The organism is Lysinibacillus sp. NPDC093692 (assembly GCF_050280125.1).
In the GTDB taxonomy this organism is placed as follows: Bacteria; Bacillota; Bacilli; order Bacillales_A; family Planococcaceae; genus Lysinibacillus.
The window spans coordinates 38,749-62,385 of the sequence record NZ_JBNNUW010000020.1 but is presented as its reverse complement, the minus strand read 5'-3'; the positions used below and the strand labels follow the sequence as shown (position 1 = coordinate 62,385).

General features: G+C 37.5%; 22 protein-coding genes and 1 pseudogene. 9 read left to right on the top strand and 14 right to left on the bottom strand.

What is annotated here, in order from left to right; genetic code table 11:
* From ACQKN4_RS19020 to ACQKN4_RS19010, 3 genes are all read left to right on the top strand, one after another.
* Complete coding sequence (locus ACQKN4_RS19020; protein WP_079563031.1) at positions 1–957, top strand: LytTR family transcriptional regulator DNA-binding domain-containing protein; 957 nt, start codon at positions 1–3, stop codon at positions 955–957.
* Positions 958–1,105: 148 nt separating this feature from the next.
* A complete protein-coding gene (locus ACQKN4_RS19015; protein ID WP_427484521.1) occupies positions 1,106–1,954 on the top strand; it encodes an ABC transporter ATP-binding protein in 849 nt (282 codons plus the stop codon).
* Positions 1,951–2,658, top strand: coding sequence for an ABC transporter permease (locus ACQKN4_RS19010; protein ID WP_079563029.1), 708 nt, complete (start codon positions 1,951–1,953; stop codon positions 2,656–2,658). The genes ACQKN4_RS19015 and ACQKN4_RS19010 overlap by 4 nt, the downstream gene beginning before the upstream one ends.
* Before the next feature lie 36 nt (positions 2,659–2,694).
* Here ACQKN4_RS19010 and ACQKN4_RS19005 read toward each other — a convergent pair whose 3' ends face one another.
* Entirely contained in the window at positions 2,695–3,285 is a 591-nt protein-coding gene (locus ACQKN4_RS19005; protein WP_079563028.1) for a GNAT family N-acetyltransferase, read from the bottom strand.
* Positions 3,286–3,378: 93 nt separating this feature from the next.
* Between ACQKN4_RS19005 and ACQKN4_RS19000 the strand changes: the two genes are divergently transcribed.
* Both ACQKN4_RS19000 and ACQKN4_RS18995 read left to right on the top strand, forming a co-directional pair.
* A complete protein-coding gene (locus ACQKN4_RS19000) occupies positions 3,379–4,755 on the top strand; it encodes a PLP-dependent aminotransferase family protein (protein ID WP_079563027.1) in 1,377 nt (458 codons plus the stop codon).
* 49 nt (positions 4,756–4,804) lie between these two features.
* Positions 4,805–5,614 (top strand): EcsC family protein, encoded by an 810-nt coding sequence (locus ACQKN4_RS18995; protein WP_427484520.1) that lies wholly within the window; start codon positions 4,805–4,807, stop codon positions 5,612–5,614.
* A gap of 80 nt (positions 5,615–5,694) precedes the next feature.
* Here ACQKN4_RS18995 and ACQKN4_RS18990 read toward each other — a convergent pair whose 3' ends face one another.
* The gene (locus tag ACQKN4_RS18990) at positions 5,695–6,663 is read right to left on the bottom strand and encodes a quinone oxidoreductase family protein (protein ID WP_427484519.1); all 969 of its coding nucleotides are present in this window, start codon (positions 6,661–6,663) and stop codon (positions 5,695–5,697) included.
* A gap of 145 nt (positions 6,664–6,808) precedes the next feature.
* On the opposite strand from ACQKN4_RS18990, the gene ACQKN4_RS18985 reads away from it, so the two are divergent.
* Together ACQKN4_RS18985 and ACQKN4_RS18980 are read left to right on the top strand one after the other, a co-directional pair.
* Positions 6,809–7,345, top strand: coding sequence for a hypothetical protein (locus ACQKN4_RS18985; RefSeq protein WP_427484518.1), 537 nt, complete (start codon positions 6,809–6,811; stop codon positions 7,343–7,345).
* A 451-nt stretch (positions 7,346–7,796) separates the two neighbouring features.
* Positions 7,797–8,070: pseudogene (locus ACQKN4_RS18980) on the top strand (MFS transporter); the annotation flags it as partial.
* Between the two features lie 146 nt (positions 8,071–8,216).
* Here the strand turns inward: ACQKN4_RS18980 and ACQKN4_RS18975 are convergent.
* The 3 genes from ACQKN4_RS18975 to ACQKN4_RS18965 all read right to left on the bottom strand — a co-directional run bounded on the left by ACQKN4_RS18975 (position 8,217) and on the right by ACQKN4_RS18965 (position 10,959).
* Positions 8,217–9,401: an NAD(P)/FAD-dependent oxidoreductase gene (locus tag ACQKN4_RS18975; protein ID WP_079563023.1), complete on the bottom strand. Its 1,185-nt coding sequence runs from the start codon at positions 9,399–9,401 to the stop codon at positions 8,217–8,219.
* Positions 9,402–9,451: 50 nt separating this feature from the next.
* Complete coding sequence (locus tag ACQKN4_RS18970; RefSeq protein ID WP_079563022.1) at positions 9,452–9,880, bottom strand: DUF1641 domain-containing protein; 429 nt, start codon at positions 9,878–9,880, stop codon at positions 9,452–9,454.
* 461 nt (positions 9,881–10,341) lie between these two features.
* Entirely contained in the window at positions 10,342–10,959 is a 618-nt protein-coding gene (locus tag ACQKN4_RS18965; protein WP_079563021.1) for a TetR/AcrR family transcriptional regulator, read from the bottom strand.
* Between the two features lie 124 nt (positions 10,960–11,083).
* Between ACQKN4_RS18965 and ACQKN4_RS18960 the strand changes: the two genes are divergently transcribed.
* Positions 11,084–13,270 carry an MMPL family transporter gene (locus ACQKN4_RS18960; RefSeq protein ID WP_427484517.1) on the top strand — a complete coding sequence of 729 codons (2,187 nt, stop codon included), beginning with the start codon at positions 11,084–11,086 and terminating at the stop codon, positions 13,268–13,270.
* 200 nt (positions 13,271–13,470) lie between these two features.
* On the opposite strand, the gene ACQKN4_RS18955 is transcribed toward ACQKN4_RS18960, so the two are convergent.
* The gene (locus ACQKN4_RS18955; RefSeq protein ID WP_079563019.1) at positions 13,471–14,985 is read right to left on the bottom strand and encodes a DHA2 family efflux MFS transporter permease subunit; all 1,515 of its coding nucleotides are present in this window, start codon (positions 14,983–14,985) and stop codon (positions 13,471–13,473) included.
* Between the two features lie 157 nt (positions 14,986–15,142).
* On the opposite strand from ACQKN4_RS18955, the gene ACQKN4_RS18950 reads away from it, so the two are divergent.
* Positions 15,143–16,048 carry a TetR/AcrR family transcriptional regulator gene (locus tag ACQKN4_RS18950; RefSeq protein ID WP_079563018.1) on the top strand — a complete coding sequence of 302 codons (906 nt, stop codon included), beginning with the start codon at positions 15,143–15,145 and terminating at the stop codon, positions 16,046–16,048.
* 206 nt (positions 16,049–16,254) lie between these two features.
* Here the strand turns inward: ACQKN4_RS18950 and cydS are convergent, their stop codons facing one another.
* From cydS to ACQKN4_RS18910, 8 genes are all read right to left on the bottom strand, one after another.
* Positions 16,255–16,353, bottom strand: coding sequence for a cytochrome bd oxidase small subunit CydS (cydS, locus tag ACQKN4_RS18945; RefSeq protein WP_386829881.1), 99 nt, complete (start codon positions 16,351–16,353; stop codon positions 16,255–16,257).
* Positions 16,354–16,364: 11 nt separating this feature from the next.
* A complete protein-coding gene (locus tag ACQKN4_RS18940; RefSeq protein WP_079563017.1) occupies positions 16,365–17,393 on the bottom strand; it encodes a cytochrome d ubiquinol oxidase subunit II in 1,029 nt (342 codons plus the stop codon).
* Positions 17,390–18,733, bottom strand: a complete 1,344-nt coding sequence (locus tag ACQKN4_RS18935; protein WP_079563016.1) for a cytochrome ubiquinol oxidase subunit I — start codon at positions 18,731–18,733, stop codon at positions 17,390–17,392. Before ACQKN4_RS18935 ends, ACQKN4_RS18940 begins: the two co-directional genes overlap by 4 nt.
* Positions 18,734–18,862: 129 nt before the next feature.
* Complete coding sequence (locus ACQKN4_RS18930) at positions 18,863–19,639, bottom strand: sulfite exporter TauE/SafE family protein (RefSeq protein WP_079563015.1); 777 nt, start codon at positions 19,637–19,639, stop codon at positions 18,863–18,865.
* 372 nt (positions 19,640–20,011) lie between these two features.
* Positions 20,012–20,644 (bottom strand): response regulator, encoded by a 633-nt coding sequence (locus ACQKN4_RS18925; RefSeq protein WP_079563014.1) that lies wholly within the window; start codon positions 20,642–20,644, stop codon positions 20,012–20,014.
* Positions 20,641–21,672: a PAS domain-containing sensor histidine kinase gene (locus ACQKN4_RS18920; RefSeq protein WP_427484516.1), complete on the bottom strand. Its 1,032-nt coding sequence runs from the start codon at positions 21,670–21,672 to the stop codon at positions 20,641–20,643. The genes ACQKN4_RS18925 and ACQKN4_RS18920 overlap by 4 nt, the downstream gene beginning before the upstream one ends.
* 73 nt (positions 21,673–21,745) lie before the next feature.
* Positions 21,746–22,075: a rhodanese gene (locus ACQKN4_RS18915; RefSeq protein WP_427484515.1), complete on the bottom strand. Its 330-nt coding sequence runs from the start codon at positions 22,073–22,075 to the stop codon at positions 21,746–21,748.
* A gap of 151 nt (positions 22,076–22,226) precedes the next feature.
* Positions 22,227–23,633: an MBL fold metallo-hydrolase gene (locus ACQKN4_RS18910; protein WP_427484514.1), complete on the bottom strand. Its 1,407-nt coding sequence runs from the start codon at positions 23,631–23,633 to the stop codon at positions 22,227–22,229.
* Between the last annotated feature and the right edge of the window lie 4 nt (positions 23,634–23,637).

Below are 23,637 nucleotides of genomic sequence, written 5' to 3'. Positions count from 1 at the left end.
ATGAATCAAAATGAAAGCATGATTATTGATCCTTATATAGAAGGAGGAAATGTAATTTATCCAAACTTCCACCTATCTATGCAGCCTGGCATTATTATTGGCATCTATACGGATGTGTCAAAAATACATACTTTAATCCAGTGGTTTGCGAAGCAAAGCAATACGTATACACATTTTCGTGAAAATGCCCTGTATGAGCGACTGACGGTTCGAGAATACATCAACTTTTGCTTAAAGCTTTTCAATGCTTCTTCTGAAAAGATGGAGGATGTATTAGCATTGTTCGCTTTACCGGAGCAAAAAAGCATGAAAATTAGCAAGCTTTCAAATAGCGAAAAGCAACGCTTAAAATTACTGAATACATATCTTAATCAGGCACCGATACAAGTTTTAGAAGAACCTCTCCAAAATCTGGATGAATTTTCCAAACAAAAAGCCATTCAGTTATTGGGTGTCCTTCAAAAGCAAAATAAAACAGTCATTTTACTATCTAACAATTTCGAGAATTTAATCGTTTCGAGTACAGAAATACATAGACTAGATGCAATGGGCTTACATGCATTAGATGTGAAAGAAGATGAGACAGAACTAGCTTCTCCCTCTCTTGAAAGTGCACCGATTCGACTTGATAAAATCCCTACAAAGAAGAACGATAAGATCATTTTATTTAATCCCCCTGAAATCGATTATATCGAAAGCGTTGAGGGTGTTGTTTCACTGTATGTTACAGGTGAAGCCTATCCATGTACATTGTCGCTAAATGAGCTTGAACAAAAATTGACACCGTTCGGCTTCTTTAGAAGTCATCGCTCTTATATCGTTAACTTACAAAAGGTACGGGAAATCATTACGTGGACTCGCAATAGCTACAGCTTAGCCCTGAATAGCACTGAAAAGACCGTAGTACCTTTGTCGAAAAATAAGCTTGCAGATTTAAAGGAAATACTCGGAATTTAGTAGATTTCCCAGGAAATAAACGACTCCTGTCAGCTGAAATATTTCTCCGCTAATGGTCATTTCACCGCCTTTCACCTGTAATTTAATGTTGTTATCTTCATTGTCCCTTATAGTTGAGACATCAACAACAACACAGGGAGGTTTTCAAATGAACGCAGTGATTGATGTTCAGCATTTAAAAAAAACATTTAATAAGGAAACAGCATTACAGGATGTTTCCTTTACCATTCAAAAAGGAGAAATATTCGGCTTTCTTGGACCTAGTGGTTCTGGAAAAACGACTACAATAAAAATATTAACAGCACAAACTGAAAAAACTGATGGCGACGTTTTATTGTTTGGCCGCCCAGCAAATGAGATGAAACAAAGTAACAATCGTAAACGCTTTGGTATTTTAACAGATAATAGCGGACTATATACACGACTTTCAATCGAGGAGAATTTATTACTATTCAGTAATTTATATCAATTACCTAAATCAGCCGTCAAAGAGGCTTTGGATTTTGTTAACCTATACGGTGATCGTAAAAAGAAAATTAGTCAGCTTTCTAAAGGAATGATGCAACGTGTTACGCTAGCACGTGCCATCATGCATAAACCAGAACTACTATTTTTAGATGAACCAACTTCTGCACTCGATCCCGTTAATACACAGCATATTTATAACGGCTTGCGTAAACTAAACGAGATGGGTACTACAATATTTTTAACAACACACGATATGAGTGAAGCAGAAATACTTTGTGATCGTGTCGCCTTCTTACATAAAGGTAAAATTAGAGCAATTGGTTCGCCAAAAAATTTGAAAAAAGAGTTTGGTGATGAGTCTATTACAGTTGAACTAAAAAATGGCGCTAGCGAAGTCATTCAAAATGGAAATCAGGATGCAGAAAAACTGTTTCATTGGATGCAATCGAACGAAGTTTCTCGCATTTATACAAACGAGCCGACACTAGGTAATATTTTTATGCAAATAACAGGGAGTGATTTAGTATGAACCTTTCAATGACACGTATTCAAGCTATTTTAATGAAGGATTATAAGGAATTTTCACGTAACTATGCGGTATCCATTATGGTATTTATGCCACTTTTTTTTGCATTTTTATATAGTAAAACGGGCTCAGCTACTATCGCAACCTATTTCCTTTCAATTAATATTGCATTTTCTATGGTGACTTCCTATGTACAATGCTGTCTAATTGCTGAAGAGAAAGAAAAAAATACGCTTCGCAGTTTAATGCTTTCCCCTGCTTCACTTGGCGATATTTTAATTGGTAAAAGCTTGTTTGTCTTTATCATTACGGTAGTAATCGTAGCATTGACTATTTTCATCGTTGGCTATAACCCGGCTAATCTTTTCATCTTAGCTATCGCTTTAATAGTTTCGACTGTGTTCTATATTGCAATGGGAACATTATGTGGATTATTCGCCAAAACGATTATGGAAGGATCTCTTATTGTACTACCTGTTATCCTAATTTTCTCATTTGGTCCTCTTGTACTAGCTCTATCTTCTGCTAGTCCGATATTCAAGATTGCTGAATGGTTACCAAGTTCCCAATTGGTAGTATTAGGAGAAGCTCTAGAAGGCACATACACAACAATGGACGTCATTATTCCAATAGCTACTATCATCGCATGGTCAATAGTAACTTGGATTGTAGTAGGATATATTTATAAAAAAAGAATGGTCGACTAATGACCATTCTTTTTAAGTATAATAATTTCTTTATCCCTATTTCTCGGTAGCGTCAATTAGCAACTGCTGCAAATGCTTTTTCACTCGTGGCCATTCTTGTAGAGTAATACTGTACATCACAGTATTACGAGTTGTACCATCCTTACGCACCATATGATTACGTAAGACCCCCTCCTTTATTGCTCCTAGACGCTCAATTGCCCTTTGTGAACGCACATTTTCATGATCAGTTTTAATTTGCACACGCTGTATATTTAATACCTCAAAGCAGTATTGTAGTAATAAATATTTGCAATTCGTATTAATAGCTGTACGCCAAAAAGCAGGTGAAATCCATGTAGTTCCTATTTCAAGCCGTTTATGCGTTTCATCAATATCCATAAATCGAGTCGAACCGATGATGTGTCCAGATTTTTTATCCACAATTACGAATGGGAACTCGTTTTTTTCTCGTTTTGTTAGTAATGCCTTATCCACAAAGTTATTCACATCGTCTATTTTTTCTATAGTTGTGGACATATGTGACCAGATCTCTGGATAACTTGCAGCCTCTAATAACCCTTGCATATCATCATGTTCTAAAGGCTTAAGCAATACAACCTCATTTTCTAATGCTATAAAATTCATTTTCTTCACTCCTTTTCAATATTTAACGATAATTTTGATATGATAGATAGAACCAATTTTCAAAAAATACACCATACCAGGAGGTGCAACATTTTGGATTTATCGATTTCATTTACTGGAGATTCACCGAAGTACGTGCAAATTTACGAAGAAATAAAACAAGCAATTTTAAGCAAAAAACTGATGGCCGATGAGCAATTGCCTTCTAAACGGACTCTTGCAATAACGCTTGACGTTAGTGTCCATACAATTAAAGAAGCTTATGAGCAATTACTAGCTGAAGGCTATATCTATAGTAAGGAACGCTCTGGCTATTTTATAGCGCCCTTTGAATTTGAATGGGAACAGCAGCAAAAACATCACATATCCACAGCTAAAGCATCTACTACATATACTATAAAATTTGATTTTAATAACGGACATGTGGATAAGGAGGCTTTTCCATTCTCCAGCTGGCATAAGCTGTTGAAAAAGCACTTCAATGTGGATAATTTAACGACAAGTCCTTGGCAAGGAGAAGCTATATTGCGGACGGAAATCGCTCGTTATGTTGAACGATCAAGAGGGGTTACTTGTGAGGCATCACAGGTGTTTATTTATAGTGGTACACAAAATCAGCTTCAAGCTCTATGTCACTTTTTTGGCCCAAAAGCACAAGTTGGCTTAGAGGATCCTGGCTTTAAAAGAGTGCATGCAACATTACAACAATGTGGACTAACAACTCATGCAATTCCTGTTGATAACTCAGGGGTTACTATACCGAAAAAATCAATCCACATGTTATACACAACACCCGCACACCAGTTTCCACTAGGCATGGTTATGCCTGTTGAACGGCGTGCGGCACTTCTGCAATGGGCTACTACTGAAAAAGCATATATTATTGAAGATGACTATGATTCAGAATTTCGTTATAAGGGGCTCCCTATCCCCTCTTTAGCAAAAATGGATCAGCTTCAACGCGTAATTTATTTCGGAACCTTTTCCAAAACGCTTATCCCATCGCTGCGCATAAGTTACATGATTTTGCCTAAATCGTTAGTCGAAGCTTTTACTCATTTTAATCAAGAACAAAAATCCGTTGTCTCCAAAATAGATCAGCTTGTGTTAGCCGATTTTATTGCTCAAGGTTTATTCGATAAGCATTTAGCCAAAATGCGCACTATTTATCGTAAAAAGCAACAGACATTACTAGCAGCTATTAACGCCCATTTTTCGAATGAATTCGAAGTAATTGGTGAAAAATCAGGACTACACATCGTTATGAAGTTACCAAAAAGACTTTCTGAACAGGAGGCGATTAAACTTGCGCAGGAGGAAGGTATCCAAGTCTACCCATGTTCAACCTCCTATCAGCACAACTCTGAACATGCTATGGTCATTATAGGCTACGGTGGGCTTTCCCTTGAGCAAATCCAAGAAAGTATCGCGTTACTTGCAACAGTTTGGCAATCATTCGAAACCTTTTAAAATTCTTCTCGTATTTATACTAAATGCACATATAAGGGGAATAGACAAAATGGAGAATCTCGAGCATTTAGAAAAGCATTTGCAAGAAATTCAAGCGTGGGAGAAAGATCAAAAGGACTTGTGGTTTTGGGAGAAATTAGGTCGCATTCCGTTTAAACTCTTAGATAAGATGACACCTGCCTTTCTTCAAAAGAAGATAGCATTACTAGTTGATGAATTAGGGAGCTATATTCAATCAGGTGGGCAATACTTAATTAATGAACAGGCTATGCTGCAGAACATACGTAACAATTCTTCTTTTCATGATATTTGTGCTATATCTGATATAGGACAAATTCCTTTGGAGGATATGATTGCTCTAAGTGACAAGCTTCAAAATGAACGCGTAAAATTAGCAACAGTACAAGGTGCTTCTACCGGCTTTGGTGGTATCTTTACACTAGCTATAGACATTCCTTTTATTTTAGGAATGGCTTTAAAAACATTGCAAGAGATTGCAATCATTCACGGCTATAACCCAAACGATAAAATGGAACGAATTTTCATCGTTAAATGTCTCCAATTCTCCTCAGCTGATATTGTCGGCAAAGAAGCTATATTGAAAGAGCTTTCTTCTATGCATACGACGAATCATGCAGCGGAGGATATGATTTCACAACTGCAAGGCTGGCAGGAAGTATTTTTTACGTATCGCGATCAATTCGGCTGGAAAAAGCTGTTTCAAATGATTCCGGTAGCTGGGATGATTTTCGGTGCCTATGCAAATAAAGGAATGATTCAAGATGTTGCTGAAGCAGGAATTATGCTCTATCGCAAACGGCGTATATATGAAAAAATCAATGAACTAGACAAGCAATAACACTAACTATGCCCATATAAAAAGATGACTTTACAATATCAGAGTCATCTTTTTTATATCTACATTTGGATTTAATTACTTTATATTTTAATTAATATTTTCCCTTGATGCTGGCGACTTTCCATCAAATCATGGGCTTTCTGCATGTCCTCTAATTTAAAGATCCTCGCAACAGGTACTTGGAAGCTCTCTTCCCTCAGCAATGCAAACATCTCCTCGGTAACTTGTTGTAGCATTTTTGGCTTGGAAGCTCGAGTCGTTCCTAGGCTAAAACCTTTCACATTGCGGCAGCTATTATGTAAATCAGATGTTTTTATATTACCTGCTTTACCACCACTATTTCCAAATTGCACGAGCGTACCATACGGAGCTAAACAGTGAAAGCTCTCTTCTGTAATATTTCCAGCGATGGAGTCAAAAATGATGTTTACACCTTGACCATCCGTATATTCATTGACTTGCGCACTAAAATTATCGTATGTCAGTACATGATGGGCACCTAGCTCATAGGCAATTGTCGCTTTTTTCATATCACTGACTGTGCCAATAATATTTTTAGCACCTAGCTTTTTCGCCATTTGAATAAGCATTGTCCCTGCACCACCAGATGCAGCATGAATTAGTACGCTATCGTTTGTACGAATTGGAGCGATTTGATGTGTTAAGAGATAGGATAAAAACAAAACCGTTGGCACAGCAGCTGCCTTCTCCAAAGAGACATCATTTGGAACTTTGAAGACAAGCTGTTCTTTCGCTACTACATACTCTGCATATGCTCCATCTTTTGGGAATGCAATAACGACATCCCCAACTTTAAATGCACTATTTTCACCAAAAACCTCTTCAACTACACCAGCTACATCTAAACCGAGTATCATTGGGAAATTTGCTTTTGCTTTATTGCCTGTTCTATTTTTAATATCGGCAAAATTCACACTCGTATATGTCGTACGTATTAATACTTCCCCTGCTGAAATAGACGGCTTTGGACATTCTACGTACTTTAAAACATCAGAAGTACCAAACTCATTAATAATCACAGCCTTCATAAATTTCTCCCCCCTTGTTATAGTTAGATTATAAAATAAAAAAGAAATAAATGGGGGTATTTCCATTAAAATCAAACCAAGAAAAGAACAATACAACGATATTCCATACCATCACTTTGATAACAAAAGTGACAGGGTGTGCTTTATGTTCTCTGGCACTGGCTATACGTATGAAAAACCACTTCTTTATTATTCAACTGAGCTGATGCTAGAACTTGGCTATGATGTAGTACAAGTATGCTATACGTTTGATTCGCAACAATTTGAACAGGAGCCAGAAGCTATTTCAGCAATGGTTTATAATGCCGCAAACCCTATTGTGGAATATATTTTAAGTACAAAATCTTATACCGAAGCTGTATACATAGGAAAATCACTCGGGACATTACCGATCACAGATTTTTATATGCAGCGAATGTCATCTGTTCCTTCTCGTTATGTGCTTTTGACACCCCTACTGACTCTTGATCATGTGATGAAAAATTTGCTTGGAAAGCAGGCATTTCTAGCAATCGGTACTGCTGATCCTCATTATTCTAAAGAAAGATTAGGACTACTTTCTTCATTTGAGCTCACTATTGTAGAAAATGCTGACCATTCTCTTGAAATAAAAAATCATACAGTAGAGTCAGTGATTCTTTGCCAATCACTTTTAACGGAGCTTACAGCCTATCTTCAATAAGAATATCGGAACCTTTTCGTGAAATATCGGAATTATTTCTGAATTTATCGGAATGTTTTAGAAGTTTATCGGAACAATTCAGGTATTTATCGGAATATATTAAAATTCGTAGAAACACCTTACCGAATTATGGATAACGAGTAAATAAGGCTGTTCTTCCCAGAGAGCTCGGATTGCTGAAATCGGGTAAGAGTGAATTATTGAAACAAGCCTAGGTGTAGCGCATTGGATTTCTATTTGAATGATGGTGCGACGGGAACTCCCGTTACAGAGAAACAGTATAAGCATACGTATTTATGCCGTACTGAAAAGGCTATTATGGTGACATAATAGTGAACTAAGGTGGCACCACGTGAGTATAAATTTCACAATCTCGCCCCAAAGACAAATCGTCTTGGGGGTGGGATTTTTTTGTTTTAGTTACTTGTCATAACTACAAGGAGGAATTTATATGGGCGTAAATAAATTAATAGAAATGTGGCGTTATCCGGCTATATTATTGTCTAGTATTGGTGTTTCCAGCGTCGGAAGCTGGATAGCTTTAAATCTAATTGTTTTACCTTACAGGATCCGCTATCGCTGTGTCTGGCTTATATATCGTTAGGGCTTTATCCACACTTTTCGCCAGTTTCTGGTCAGGCAGTTTGATAGATCGTTTAAATAAAAAATACCTCATGATTGTTCTCAACCTTTTCGAATCTTTACTAATTGTCACACTACCTTTTCCGTCGCTTCGGCTGTTTCTTCCGTCCCCCGACTCTTCCATCAAAATTTATCGCTGAAACACCCGGTGTTCACTTCATCTTAAGTCATATGTAGACACAAAAAGGGCATGAACTCAATATTACTATTGATTCATGCCCTTGAAATATTAATACGCTAAGCCGAATAGCGCTTTAATGTGTGTAAGATAGCGAATGTTAGACGCTTCTTTCATAAGTGTTGCAGGAAGACCTTTAAGTTGTGTGTTGCTAGCACCGATTGTCGCAACAGCGTCTTTACGGCCTAAGCTTGCAAGTGTACCAGAGTTAATTGCAGAGAAAGACTTCATCTCTTGGTTTTTGTATTGTGCAAATAAGTTGTATCCAGCGCACTCACCCATTTGCCATGCAACTTGTGCAGTTGGTGCATATAGTGGACGTCCGCCATCACCTGGTAATGCTACAGATGCATCACCGATTACGAATACATCATCATGAGATGTAGATTGTAAGAATTCGTTAATCGTAGCTTTACCGCGGTCTGCTTCAAGACCAGACTCGCCTACGATTGGAAGTGGAGCTACCCCGCCTGTCCAAATAAGCGTATTGGCAACGATTGGTTCGCGATCTTTAAGAGAGATGACGTTACCATCAACACCCGTTACAGGAGTGCTAGTAATGAATTCAACGCCACGTTTTGCTAAACTTTCAGTAGCGCGTTGGATAAGTACATCCGGAAGTACTGGTAAGATTTTCGGACCAGCTTCAACAAGTTTAATTTTAAGGTCAGCAAAGTTAACACCGTGTTTTGCTGCGATCTTCGGGAAGTTGTCCACGATTTCACCAACAAGCTCTACACCTGTTAAACCGCCACCACCGATAACGATTGTTGCATCTGCTTCGTCTTTTGTTTGTGCATATGCTTTAATACGGTCTTCGATATGTTTGTTAATTTTGTTTGCTTCGTTCACTGATTTAAGTACCATTGAGTTTTCTTCTAATCCTGGGATACCGAAGAATCCAGTTTGGCTACCTAAAGATACTACTAAAGTATCGTAATTTAAAGTATACCCAGTATCTAGGTCAACTTTTTTACTGTCTACGTTGAATTTTGTAACTTTAGCGATTTGTAAATCGATATCTAAACCTTTAAAGATTTTTTTAAGTGGTAAAGCAACAGCACCTTCAGCAATAGTACCACCAGCTAAACGGTGAAGTTCAGTGATGATTTGGTGTGTTGGGAATTGGTTTACTACAGTAATTTTAGCTTCATCAGCTGATAGATACTTACGTGCTGTTAATGCAGTTAAAACGCCAGCGTAACCAGCACCTAAGATGACGATTTCTTTTGACATGATTAATTAATCCTCCGTCCGTACGTTTTGAATATATCTCGAGTCGAGTCTTATTTAGCTTTACGTTCAGCGCTTACTTGTAAGAAAGCATTAACAAAACGGAAAACACCTTGAACTTGTGGGTCTTTTAACATTTTCATAAGACCGAATAAACCAATTACTTCTTGGCTTTCAGACGCACGGTCTTTCGCTTCAATTGCAGTAGCTGCAAGATTTTTAGCTGAGCCTACTACTGGGCCTGCCATTTCTGTTACCGCACCAACAGTATCATTTTTCAATACTTCGTCAGTTGCAACAGCTTGAGCAAACTCATATGACTTTGTTAATAGCGTCATCATTTCAGTTAACTTTGGTAATTGTTCAACTAAAGTTGTAAGTGATTCCTGAACCTCAGGCTTTAATAATTGATCTAGCACATCCAATTGTTCTTGACTCACAGTTAATTGTTCAGACTGTGTTTGGTTATTCGTTTCTGACATTTTGAACTCTCCTTTGCCATCACTATCACTATTTTAATTTTTATTGCTTCCATGTAAAAAAGACCATTAAGGCACTTCTTAACAGTCGTTACAGCGCTTATATCTTACAAATCACCAGTCTCAAGAACTGGATAGCAATTCGTATAATTTGTTATTACAATGTTAACTTTATTTTGCAAAAAGCGCATCATAATTCCATCCTATCTTGTCTTGGTGACGTTACAACCTCCATTATAAGGTTGTTTGTATATTATTTCAATGAGCTAAATCACAATTTCGACAATCTTTTCAAAATTCATTGATTTGTAACTATATATTTGTAATTAAGTTTGCTTTGTATCCCAAATACAACATTTTTAATCTCAAATTTATTAAAATACCTCTGATCTAAGTTTCCCCCTAAATCGATGGCGTAATACTGATTTTATTTTCAGCATTAATATTACATAAAATGAAAGAAATCATTTTTCAACAGATTTCCAGAAAAAGTCTATAATTTCTCTCGCGGCCATAGCTTCTGATTGAAATACCCTTTTCCCTTCCCCATCTTTAACGTATCCTACTGACATTAAAGCCATAAACGAATGAGCAAAAAAAGTAGCATTTCCCTTCCGGATCGTACCTAGTTCCATCTCTAACTGCATCGCCTGCTCTATCGTTTTATACATATTATTTTCTGATGCTTGCACTTCTTTTAACTGAGATTCCGATAAATTAATTGTCGCTTCTCTCATAAAATTTTTCATATCAATATCTACAGTGGCCGATAAATGAATTTCAACAAGCTTCTCCAACCGATTTTTAAATGATATTGACTCCTCTAAGATCTGTATAATAGACAGTTGGATTTGATCCATCATTACCAGCAACGCTGATGTATATAAATCCCCTTTAGTCGGGTAATAGTAATAGATAGTAGCCTTTGTAACGTTACAAGCTTTTGCTACATCAGCCATCGAAATATTTTTATAGCCTTCTTTGATAAAAAGCCTTATTGCCGTTTCAAGAACAATATCTTTTTTTGGTTTCGCATTCTCATCATGGCGAGGTCTTCCGAGAACACGCGGTGACTGCTTCAACAAGTTCGCCCCCTTATAAAGTATTCATTTTAGACATAGTATAGCATATAATCTTTTTATAATTGATTAATTAACCTTCCGGTATATATAATTAAAACTACTTACATGAAACGGAGGTCTTTAAATGAAAAAGCACCCACTAGAGCAATGGGGCTCAATGGTAACAAGTAAAAAAGGGCGCTTTTTAGCCCTCGCCTTTTGGATTTCACTTGTTGTTGTACTGTCATTTGCCTGGCCACAGATTAATAGTATTAAGAGTGAATCTGGTAAAAATTTACCCGAAAGTGAAATGTCTCAGCAGGCAGCAACTATTATTGCAGAACAATTTCCAAATGATGCAGGTACACCATTATTACTCGTCTGGCATCGAGATAGCGGGCTAACTACTGATGATTTTGTTGCTATCCAAAAAGTTTACGGAGAGCTTAAAGCGAAACCTTTAGCAAATCAAACTGTTATTCCACCATATGATAAAATGCCACCTCAAGCCTTTTTAGCGTCTGCATCTGACAATGGCACAACAATTGTAACTCCTATTTTCTTTGAAAAAGGCGTGGCTACGGATGCGTTGCGAGAGAGTTTAAAGATATTAACAAAAACAATGGATAAGAATAATATCCAAATAGATAAAGACTTAGTTAGTGACAATCTTCATGTGCGTTATTCTGGACCGGCTGGTATCGCTACGGATGCTGTCGGTTTATTCTCCCAAGCTGATGTTAAATTACTAATTGCGACAGTGCTCCTTGTTTTAGTTTTACTAATTATTATTTATCGTTCACCGTTATTAGCCATTATTCCATTAATGGTTGTTGCTCTTGCCTACGTCGTTATAAGTCCAACGCTCGGTTTTTTCGCCGATCATGGATGGATCGATAAGGACTCGCAGGCTGTCTCTATTATGACTGTATTACTCTTTGGAGCAGGTACAGACTATTGTTTATTTTTAATATCAAAGTATCGAGAGATATTATTTCATATTGAAGATAAGACTACTGCCATGAAGCTTACTATTAAGGAGTCTGGCGGTGCGATTATGATGAGTGCATTAACGGTTGTTATCGGTTTAGCTACTCTTAGCCTTGCCCATTATGGTGCATTCCAACGTTTTGCAATTCCGTTTAGCTTTGGTGTACTGGTGATGGGTGTTGCTGCGTTAGTTGTACTTCCAGCAATTCTTGTTATCATAGGTCGCGTTGCCTTCTTCCCATTCATTCCACGAACAGAGGATATGGCTTATAAAAAAGGAAAAAAACAGCACAAACCAACACATAAAATAAGTCGCACAATCGGGCGCACTGTAACGCATAAACCATGGGTGGTCATTGTTGTCACTTTACTGTTCCTTGGTGGGTTAGCAGCATTCGTACCACGTATTCAGTATACTTTCGATCTATTATCGTCATTTCCTGAGAATATGCCATCCCGCGAAGGCTTTAATTTAATAGAAGAAAATTTTTCACCTGGTGAATTAGCTCCAGTTCAGCTCGTCATTGATACTGAGGGTATAGATATCCACTTGCAGCAGCAATTAGCTGAAATCTCTTATATTGATAGTGTTGCAGATAGCCGAATTGGAGAGAAAAATAATGCTATCCAATTGTACGAGATTTCTTTAAATGCGAATCCTTATGCTAAGGAATCGTTAGCTCATATTCCAGAGCTTAAAGCAGCGGTTATAAAAATGCTTGAGGATGAAGGTATAAAAAGTGCAGATAAACATATTTGGATTGGCGGCGAAACAGCTAGTCAATATGATACACAGCAATTAACTGTACGCGATGAAACTGTTATTATGCCAACAATGATTGCTTTAATTGCTTTATTATTATTCATTTATCTACGTTCCGTAACAGCTACTGTTTACTTACTAGCAACAGTTATTATTTCTTATTTCGGGGCACTTGGTGCAGGTTGGCTAATTTTACATTATGTAATGGGGGCAGATGCCATTTCAGGAGCAATTCCACTCTATGCATTTGTATTTTTAGTGGCTCTCGGGGAAGATTATAATATCTTTATGATTTCGGAAATTTGGAAAAAACGCAGAACAGTAGATCATTTAACAGCTATTGAGGAAGGTGTCGTAAGAACAGGAAGCGTTATTACATCTGCTGGTCTAATTTTAGCTGGAACATTCGCTGTCCTTGCTACCTTACCTATTCAAGTACTTGTTCAGTTCGGTGTCGTTACGGCAATTGGCGTGTTGCTTGATACATTCATTGTACGTCCATTGCTGGTACCTGCTATTACTACTGTTCTCGGTAAATATGCGTTTTGGCCAGGAGCATTATTTAAAAAGAATGATTAAAATTATTGCACGGACATTAGCGTAAAAGGTTAGGATGATTTTAAAATATTCATCCATCCTTTAGCTTTTGCTAATATCCGTGCTATTTTGAGTGCCCATACAACGATACGTATTGCTATAATGCATCAAAAAACTCCCCTTCGATAAACAGAAATATATTTTTCATCCGTTTACCTATAGGGGAGCATATCAACTTATTATTATTTAGTTGGTTTTTTCAAATCCATTGAAGCCGCTGTGCTTTCAACATTAACGCGTTTTAAGAAGAACGCAAGTACAAGTGCAAGAACGGTAATACAAGCAGCAATGAAGAATGAGTGTGTAATACCATCTAATAAAGCATTTTGCATAATGTGATCCTGCATTTGCTGCATTTGTTCTGGCGACGGTGCAACACCTGATTGCGCTGCATTCGCTTTTGCTTCTGCAATTAATTCTTCAGCTTTTGCTTTTGTACGACTATTCATGAACGTTACCATCACGGCACTACCAATTGCCCCCGCTACTTGCTGTACAGTGTTGTTAATTGCTGTACCGTGTGGGTTCATCATTTGTGGTAACTGGTTTAAACCGTTTGTCATAATCGGCATCATAACCATTGACAAACCAAACATACGAATTGTGTACAATGACACAATAAATGTATAGCTTGAATCTATTTCTAACTTTGTTAAACCGAATGACGCAATCGTTGTAATCGTTAAACCGATAATCGCTAGTACACGCGGTCCAAATTTATCGAATAGTTTCCCTGTAATCGGCGACATAATGCCCATTACAAGTGCCCCAGGAAGCATCATTAAGCCCGCCTCGAATGGTTCAATCCCACGAATTGATTGTACGTAAGCAGGTGTTAAAATCATCCCAGAGAACATAGCCATTGAGACGATAACCGAGATAGCTGATCCCAACGCAAACATTGGATATTTATAAATACGTAATTCTAGCAAAGGCTGATCCATACGTAATTGTTTAAATATGAAGATGATTAAAGCAAGTAAACCAGCTGAAATTGTGCCATATACCCAAGGACTTGACCAGCCTTTATCCCCTGCCGTACTGAAACCATATAGAATACCACCGAATGCAATTGTTGATAATAGCACTGATGGGACATCTAAATGAACTTCACGTGTATCCATCACGTTTTCTAATTTCCAAATACCAAATAATAAACTAATTACAGCAAATGGAATAATCATTTGGAATAGCATACGCCAATCGTGATGCTCAACAATATATCCTGATAATGTAGGTCCGATTGCTGGTGCAGAAATCATCACTAGACCGAAAATACCCATTGCTGCTCCACGTTTTTCTTTTGGAAAACTAATGAGCATTACATTCATTAGAAGTGGTGACATACTTGCAGCGCCTGCTGCTTGCACCATACGACCTGCTAAAAGTGTACCGAAGTTAGGTGCAAATCCAGCCATAGCCGTACCAATTGTAAAGACTGACATCGCTACAATAAATAAATGTCTATTTTTAAAGCGCGTTACAAAGAATGCTGAAGCAGGTACTAAAATACCACTTACAAGCATATAGCCTGTTGCGAGCCATTGTACGGATGAATACGTTATACCAAAATCTTTCATGATTGTTGGTAATGCAACATTTAACAATGTGTTGTTTAGAAAAGCAACAAAAGCACCCACAAATAAAATACTAATCATACCATAGGGGGGCTTTTTCAATGTTTGCTCACTATTCATTTATATCCCTCAATTCTTTCTTGTTTTTTTCGATAAAACTTATTTTATACTCGCAGTCTATTTTTTTCAACAATTAAGTCTATAAAATTTAAAAACATTGATATATAAGCATTTTCAATATAGAATAAGAGTATAATATTTTAAAAAAGGTGAGGTTATGAACAAAAGAAAAAGACAAATTATCACTGCCGCCCGCGCTCTTTTTATCGAAAAGGGATTCGTGGATGCATCGATGAACGACATCATTAGTGCAGCAAAAATTTCAAAGGGCACATTTTATAATCATTTTTCTTCTAAAAATGAATGTTTAATCGCCATATTAGACGAAGGGCGCGAAGAAGCAAGTAATCGCCGCCACGAACTTCTTTACGGTAAAGATCCTACAGATTTAGAAGTATTAACACAGCAAGTTGCAGTACTCATGTATGTCAATCGAGAACATAATTTAATTCAAATTTTTGAATCGATTTTCCACTCTAAGGATATCGAATTAAAAAAAATAATTTTAAACTATTATTTACAAGAGTTGGAGTGGCTCGCCAACCGACTTGTACAAGTTTTCGGAGAAGAAATTAGTCCCATCAGCTATGAATGCGCCGTACAGACACTTGGTATGATTAACCTTACATTACGCGCAGTCTTAATCGCTGACTATAAATATATAAATCGAGAAGCCATTGTACGTGTAGCATTACGCAATATTAGCGTAATTATACCCGTTATGCTTGAATCAAAAGAAATCATCATTAGTACTGAAATGATCAATACGATTCAAAACGTCGCGAATTTTAAAACAGTTAATAAGGAAACGGTCATCGAGCAATTAACAGGCTTTAAAAAAGGATTAGCTAAGAACGAAACAGTAGAAGGGTTAGAATACGTGGAATTCTTATTAGAGGAATTACAGCGCGAGAAACCAAAGCTCTTTATTATCGAATCACTTCTTACACCTTTCCGAAAAGCATTCGTTGGAACCGTACACGCCGAAGAGGCACGTGACATCGCTAATAGCTTGTGGCGCTATGTAAAAATTGAGCGACCATCTGAGCGGTGCTTAAAATAACCACATAAACAAAAGGAGCTATATAGAAAGTCAAACATTCACGACTTTCCATCTAGCTCCTTTTTTCAGGCTTTTATCCTATTAAATTAATTTATTATGCGCATTTGATAAACCTATAAGTTAATCTTCGTTACGACTGGGCGACTCCTTGGGGATTAGCAACAGAGGAACGGAAATCAACTCACATATATTGATGAATACATTTATCACTTAATTTGACGATCTTTCGGTCCTATCCAAAAGCCAACCGCAATACTAATAGCTACTACAAGAAAAGGTGCATACAAAATAATAAATTGATTCATTATAATTCCCCCTATGCATGGTGATCATGTTTACCGCAAGCATAATCACGATCAAACACAAACCATTTCATTACTAAATATAGTGAAGGGATGAGTAGAACTAATCCTCCAACAAACGCTATCACTAATGCAATCGCCATTGTTTCATTTGTAAAGCTATCATAGACCGACAAATACGGATACAGTAAATACGGATAATGTGAAATACCATAGCCGAAAAATGCAAATCCAAACTGGGCAACCATTAAAAAGACGGCTATGCCATAGTTTTTCTTTTTAAATAAAAGAATTAGCGTTAAAAGAAATAGCACCCCTGAAATGGCGAAAAGCCACCTCAAATTTAACATATTTTCATAATGCTCAGGCACGTGTCCCTTTAACTCCACCATAATCCCTATTACACTTATCACGAGCGGCAAAGACCAACCGAGAGCATATTTTCTCATTAAATTCGAGGCATGTTCATCTCGTGCTCTTTTCCCATACCATGTTAAGAAAACAGCCGAAATATACAAAACTGCCACTATACTTAATAGCACAATAGACCAAGTTAACGGATTCGTGAAAAGTTTAGCAATTTGTAAACGTGGTTCTTCATTTACAATTTTCACGAACCCTCCCTCAGATATCGTTAACACAATAGATAGTGATGCAGGTATAAATAAACCAGTAATTCCGTACATCATTGTATAACCAATATGTCCACCTTTTTCGCTGTAGGATTCAAATGCATAATAACTCCCTCTAATTGCTATTAATATTAATGAGATACTGACCGGCACTAGCAAAATCGTGCCGTAATAATAAGCTGTTTGAGGGAAGAAACCTACCATTCCAACAAAGAAAAATACAAGGAAGACATTTGTAATTTCCCACACCGGAGATAAATAACGCTTAATAACATTGGCTAGTATTTGATCTTTACCAATCAAGACACTATACGCATTAAAGAAGCCCGCTCCAAAGTCTATGGACGCGACAATGACATAGCCGAATAGAAATAACCATAGTACTGAAATCCCTAATATTTCTAAGCTCATTGCCCTGCACACCCTTCCACTTGCTTATGTTCTTCAATTTCACGTTCAATCGGATTGTTACGGAACATACGGATAAGTACAACGATACTTCCTACCGCTAATACAATGTACAGACCCGCAAATAGTATTAGCATCGTATCGACTTGGCCACTCGTTGTAGCACCTTCCGCCGTTTTCATATAACCACGCAGTATCCAAGGCTGACGCCCTACTTCCGCAAACCACCAGCCTGCCTCAACAGCAATAAGCGATAGCGGACCACCTGCCACTACTATTCTCTTAAAACTTTTTGAAGAAATGAACCTCCATCCTAGCCACTTACCTAGCACATAAATAGCTGCAACGACAATTAGTAAAGTTCCGATCACTACCATCACATCAAACAAATAATGGATATAAAGTGGCGGCTGTTCGTCCTCAGGAAATTGATCTAAACCTTTTACTTCTGCAAAAGGATTATTATGCGCCAATACACTCAATGCATACGGTACTTTGATGGCATATTTCACCTCTTCCCCATCTAATACTCCAAATAGCACAAGCGAAGCATCCTCTTTTGTTTCAAAATGCCATTCAGCAGCAGCTAATTTTTCTGGTTGATATTCAGCTAAATACTTCCCAGAAAAATCACCTACAATTAGTGCTGCTAGCGAAAATACTAGTCCAAGTTTCAATAAAAGATGTAATGCTTTTTTATGATACACATGCTTCGACCCTCGCAGCATACGATAAGCTGCAATAGAAGCTAATAAAAATGCGGACGTCATATAAGACGTTACTAATACATGCGCTACCTTCGTTGGCATTGCAGGATTTAGCATCGCTAGAACTGGTTGAATGTTTACCAGTTCTCCATCTACAAGATCAAAGCCCTGCGGCGCATTCATAAAGGCATTCACAATCGTAATAAAAACAGCCGACATAGAAGCACCAATCGCTACCGGGACCAATAATAATAAATGTCGCTTTGGATTTTTAAATCGATCCCATGTATATAAATAAAGCCCTAAGAAAATCGCTTCAACAAAGAACGCAAATGTTTCCATAAACAATGGTAATGCGATCACCTGGCCAGCCAACTCCATAAAGTTTGGCCATAGTAGTGATAGCTGTAATCCTATCGCAGTACCAGTGACAACACCTATTGCCACAGTAATCACAAACCCTCTCGCCCATCTTCTTGCGAGCAATAAATAGTGCTCGTCATTATTTTTTAATCCAACCCATTGAGCAATCATGATCATTAAAGGTATACCAACGCCAATTGTTGCGTAAATGATATGGAATGACAATGTTAACTCTGTTAAGGCCCGACTCCACATTACAGCTGAATCATTCATTTTATTTCATCTCCTAGGTACCAAAAATTCTTCCAATGATTGAAAGAAACATTATCCCCGCTACTAAAAAACTTATAATTATTAGCTTTTTTTCATGTGATTTATAGGCAACCACTTTTTGTTTTTTCATCATAATAGATCAGCCCAAATTTTAATCGCTGTCGCTAAGATGAGTACGGCTAAAATACTTTGCAAAATTTTCGTATTCATTTTTTTACCTACTTTTGCCCCAAGAGGAGCCGCCAGTAAACTTGCCACTATCATAATACCTGCGGAATAGTACTCGACTTGTCCTGTCATTAGCTTACCGATTGTTCCACCGATTGAAGAGATAAACGTAATGGCTAAACTAGTAGCAATCGTCATGCGCGTTGGTATCCCAAGAACTACAAGCATAATCGGGACAAGCAAGAAGCCACCTGCAGCACCAACGATCCCTGAACCAATCCCAACAATAAATGCTAAAATTGCGGCTAACGGCTTGTTGAAAGTTACTTCACCCATCGGCTTATCATCAATTTGTTTCTTAGGAATAAACATCATCACGGCTGCAATCAAGGCTAATATCCCGTATACGACATTCACACCATTTTCAGATAAAAACTGTGATCCGTAGCTCCCAACAAAGCTACCAGCTAAAATGGCTCCTCCCATATAAAGAATAAGGGGCTTATTAAGATAGCCACCCTTTCGATATGCCCAAACGCCTGCAATCGAAGCAAAAAACACTTGTACCGCACTAATACCTGAAACTTCATGTGCTGAAAACGCCGCTAAGCCAAAAAGTGGTGGTATATATAGTAGCATTGGGTATTTAATGATTGATCCGCCTATTCCCAACATACCGGACACAAAAGATCCAACGAATCCAATCAGGAAAATCACAATTATAAATGTTATATCCACTGTGCTTGCATCTCCTTTTATTTATGTGCCTTCAGTATAGTCCCACTGTAATTCCAGACATATAGGGGTTTTCCACTATTAGCTTTACTCACTGTGACAATATTGAAAATTATTTCTATAAAATAAAAAAAGATCACTCATCATTCGAGTGATCCCAGCTTGCTGACAAAAATAAATATAACAATAAACAAAGATTAATTTTTACTCCGAGTTGGCGACTCCCGCGGACTTGGCTTCAATCTCATCCCGCAGGAGTCGCCACTTCAACAGCTCCAAGAAAGCGCTAGTCGGAAGTAAATCAACCCCTCATTTTGCCGTAGAGCCATATATTTCAATTCTCATATTGCACCAGATCCTAACCGCAATACGCTGTTACATATAGTTATTTGCAAGTCCATACTGAATAAGCTCAGCTTTATTACTTAAATCGAGTTTTTGCATAATATTTGATTTATGATTTTCAACCGTTTTACTACTAATATATAGTTGCCCAGCAATTTGGACATTCGTATATCCTAGAACTGTTAACCTCATTATTTCCTGCTCACGCACAGTTAAAATGCATTGTTCTTCATGCCCTTTATGTTCAAACAATTTATTTAGCTGCTCCTGCGGAATACCAACGTTATAATATATACGGCCACTATATACAGTGCGAATAGCCTCATAGAGAACTCCACCTTGACTATTTTTCAAAATATAGCCATGAGCTTCAACAGCAATCGCTTTTTGAATATAAGCAACTTCATTGTGCATGGTTAACATAATAATTTTCACGTTAGGCATTTGCTTATGAATCTCTTGAGTAGCCGTAAACCCATCTAACCCATTCGGAATGGATACGTCCATTAAAATGACATCCGGGTTTAATGATATTGCCTGAGTGATTGCTTCCGCTCCATCACCTGCTTCACCTACAACCTGTACATCTTTATAATTTTCCAATAAAAGAACAATCCCTTTACGGATCAGCACATGATCATCTACTACTAAAACACGAATCATCTAAAGTCATCCTTCCAATTAGGTACTTGAATGCTAATTTGAGTACCTTTATTGTGAGCCGAATTAATATTAAAAGATCCCCCTAATAGTGTAATTCGCTCCTCCATATGCTTTAAACCGAGCCCTTCTTTTTTCACGTACTGTAGATCAAACCCTACGCCATTATCTTCTATATAGAGTGATAAATTTGTAGCTTTCTTTTGGAGGCGAATGACGACTTTAGAGGCCTTTGCATATTTAATAACATTGTGTAAAGCCTCCTGCACGACGCGATAAATATTGATTTCTACGGATGGATTACACCGTTCTTCAAAATCTGTTTCTAACGATATAGCAATATCAGGATGTACCTTTTGCACTGAATCGACAAGGGTGCTTAATGTAGGTGTAATCCCTAACTGATCTATACTATGGGGGCGAAGCTGATAGGAGTACAATTTAATATCATTCATTACTTGCTCTAGCTCATTGCGTACTTCTTCGATATACGTATTTAGTTTTTCATTGTCTTTGACATAAGATTCAACCGCCTGCAGTGCAACAGATATTGTATATAATGATTGGCCAACGCCATCATGTAATTCTTGCGCAAGCCTTTTATGTTCTTCCTCTTTTGCCTCAATCAACTTTTTAATAATCAACTTTGAAATCCGAGCCTCTTCTTCCTTTAACTGAAGGGTCTGATCGCGCAACACAAGAAGAAACGCTTGCTCGTTATTGTCTGTATACATCAGTGCAGTGCTCATTTCAACATCTATCTTACTACCATGATACGTCGGCATTTTCGATAAAAAATAAGGAACCTCATTATGCTCTATTAAATAACATGTATGTTCTTTTGGAGATTTTTGACGATTTTCACAAAATGAACAAAAGGGCACTCGATCTCCTAATTCCCATCCCGATAACCTCTTCGCCGAGGGATTCATCATTAAAATTTCACGGTTTTGATTCATTATGATGATGCCATCTTGAATATATTGAAATATTTGCTGTAAATATTTATTTTTCAGCTGTTCTTTCTCCAATCTAAACACACTCCTAGCTAAAAAGGCATAAAGCCTCCCTTTAAGTTTACTTGTTACTTCAGCATAATTGGCCCTATACTTTTTCTTCTATCACGCTATAACTCTTCACTTCATGCCCCGCTTTACGAATAATACGAACACTCATATTTTTTTCTAGCTGTGTTGATGGAAGGGGTCTTTTAGGTAGTTCATGCATGTGACGTACTAAATAGGCAATTGGTAAATTTAATGCATTTGGTGTAGGTGATTTGTAAGAATCATTATAATCACGTACATCTACTATCGCCATTCCTACTTTCAACTCTTGCGGTAAACACTCCTGTATTTGACGTACTGGGATATGCCGTTTATAAATAATTCTACCAATAATAAGAAGGAATATACTCAAACTTACAATAATCATTTTTTAACCCCTTTTACCGAGAAAAAAGGTTGTCTAAATCCGTTTAGCATTCCATTGACGAATCTCATAACGCCTTACTAAACCTTATAAACAAAGAAAAATAGCAGACTAGGATTACTAGTATGCTATTTTTCTTTTAGAACAACCTCGTTTATTTAGTCACTACCTCTTGTTGCCAAGCCATATAGCCACCTGTTAAATTTACAATGTCGTGAATGCCGTTTGCTTTTAGCACACTTACAGCAATTGCAGAACGAGCACCACCTTGGCATTGAACAACAATTTTTTTATTAGTTTGCAATTCATCTAAACGTCTAGCTAGTGTACCAACCATAATATGTTGAGCATTTTCAATATGCCCTGCATCATATTCTGTTTGATTGCGCACATCAAGCACATGAACTTTTTCACTTTCAATGAACGGCTTTGCTTCTAAAGGAGTTATATTTTCATAACTATCTAGAGAAGTAGCCTCTTCCAAAACTTTCGTCACATCCCCATAACCAACAACATTGTCGATACCGATAGAACGCAATGCTATTAAAATATCATCTAGTTGAGAAGGATTCATTAACAGATACAATGGTTTTGAATAATCTACTAGCCAACCAGCCCAATTGGTCAATGAATTATTGTAAGGGATGTTTAGCGTACCTGCGATAAACCCTTGTGAGAAATCTTCCGCCGGTCTAGTATCAATCACTTGCTCCCCATCTGCAAGAAGTCGAGTAATCTCTTCATAGTTTGACACTACCTTTACTGGTGGTAAGTTCTTAAGAAGTTCTATCCCTACTTTATTGACACGCTTCATAACAGCAAAATAATAAGGAGGTTCCGGCTGACCATCTAGTAATGCGTCAACAAATTTTTGTTCATCATCAAACTGCATAGCCCAGTTGAATTGCTTCTCATACCCAACTGTTGAAGATGGCACAGCGCCCAACGCTTTACCACAAGCACTACCCGCTCCATGAGCTGGCCATATTTGCATGTACTCTGGTAAAGCCTTAAAACGTTCTAATGATTTAAACATCGCTTTAGCACCAGATAGTGATGTACCCTGAATACCAGCAGCCTTTTCTAACAAATCAGGGCGTCCGATATCACCTACAAAGACAAAGTCACCTGTAAAAATCCCCATTGGCTTATCTGCTACACCGCCACGATCCGTTAATAAGAAGGAGATACTTTCTGGCGTATGTCCTGGTGTATGCATAACTTTAAAAATAAGATTACCTATAGTAAATTCATCACCATCTTTTAATAATTGATGAGGAATTCCTTCAAGATTTTGATACTTCCAATCAGCATCCCCTTCGTCGGAAATATACATCGTTGTTCCAGCACGGTCTGCTAACTCACGAGACCCAGCTACAAAATCGGCATGAATATGCGTTTCTAACGCGCCAACAATTTGCATCTTTTCTTTTTCTGCTAAAGTAAGATAGGGCTCAATATTACGCATCGGGTCAACAATGACCATTTCACCTTTCGCCTGACATCCCACAACATAAGAAGCGTGCGCTAATTTCTCATCGTAAAAATATCGTAATAACATGTGT

Bases quoted from the DNA above. Each gene is read 5' to 3' on its own strand.
- ACQKN4_RS19020 (WP_079563031.1), top strand. From the start codon at position 1: ATGAATCAAAATGAAAGCATGATTATTGATCCTTATATAGAAGGAGGA.
- ACQKN4_RS19015 (WP_427484521.1), top strand. From the start codon at position 1,106: ATGAACGCAGTGATTGATGTTCAGCATTTAAAAAAAACATTTAATAAG.
- ACQKN4_RS19010 (WP_079563029.1), top strand. From the start codon at position 1,951: ATGAACCTTTCAATGACACGTATTCAAGCTATTTTAATGAAGGATTAT.
- ACQKN4_RS19005 (WP_079563028.1), bottom strand. From the start codon at position 3,285: ATGAATTTTATAGCATTAGAAAATGAGGTTGTATTGCTTAAGCCTTTA.
- ACQKN4_RS18995 (WP_427484520.1), top strand. From the start codon at position 4,805: ATGGAGAATCTCGAGCATTTAGAAAAGCATTTGCAAGAAATTCAAGCG.
- ACQKN4_RS18990 (WP_427484519.1), bottom strand. From the start codon at position 6,663: ATGAAGGCTGTGATTATTAATGAGTTTGGTACTTCTGATGTTTTAAAG.
- ACQKN4_RS18985 (WP_427484518.1), top strand. From the start codon at position 6,809: ATGTTCTCTGGCACTGGCTATACGTATGAAAAACCACTTCTTTATTAT.
- ACQKN4_RS18975 (WP_079563023.1), bottom strand. From the start codon at position 9,401: ATGTCAAAAGAAATCGTCATCTTAGGTGCTGGTTACGCTGGCGTTTTA.
- ACQKN4_RS18970 (WP_079563022.1), bottom strand. From the start codon at position 9,880: ATGTCAGAAACGAATAACCAAACACAGTCTGAACAATTAACTGTGAGT.
- ACQKN4_RS18960 (WP_427484517.1), top strand. From the start codon at position 11,084: ATGAAAAAGCACCCACTAGAGCAATGGGGCTCAATGGTAACAAGTAAA.
- ACQKN4_RS18955 (WP_079563019.1), bottom strand. From the start codon at position 14,985: ATGAATAGTGAGCAAACATTGAAAAAGCCCCCCTATGGTATGATTAGT.
- ACQKN4_RS18950 (WP_079563018.1), top strand. From the start codon at position 15,143: ATGAACAAAAGAAAAAGACAAATTATCACTGCCGCCCGCGCTCTTTTT.
- cydS (WP_386829881.1), bottom strand. From the start codon at position 16,353: ATGAATCAATTTATTATTTTGTATGCACCTTTTCTTGTAGTAGCTATT.
- ACQKN4_RS18940 (WP_079563017.1), bottom strand. From the start codon at position 17,393: ATGAGCTTAGAAATATTAGGGATTTCAGTACTATGGTTATTTCTATTC.
- ACQKN4_RS18935 (WP_079563016.1), bottom strand. From the start codon at position 18,733: ATGAATGATTCAGCTGTAATGTGGAGTCGGGCCTTAACAGAGTTAACA.
- ACQKN4_RS18925 (WP_079563014.1), bottom strand. From the start codon at position 20,644: ATGATTCGTGTTTTAGTAGTAGATGATCATGTGCTGATCCGTAAAGGG.
- ACQKN4_RS18915 (WP_427484515.1), bottom strand. From the start codon at position 22,075: ATGATTATTGTAAGTTTGAGTATATTCCTTCTTATTATTGGTAGAATT.
- ACQKN4_RS18910 (WP_427484514.1), bottom strand. From the start codon at position 23,633: ATGTTATTACGATATTTTTACGATGAGAAATTAGCGCACGCTTCTTAT.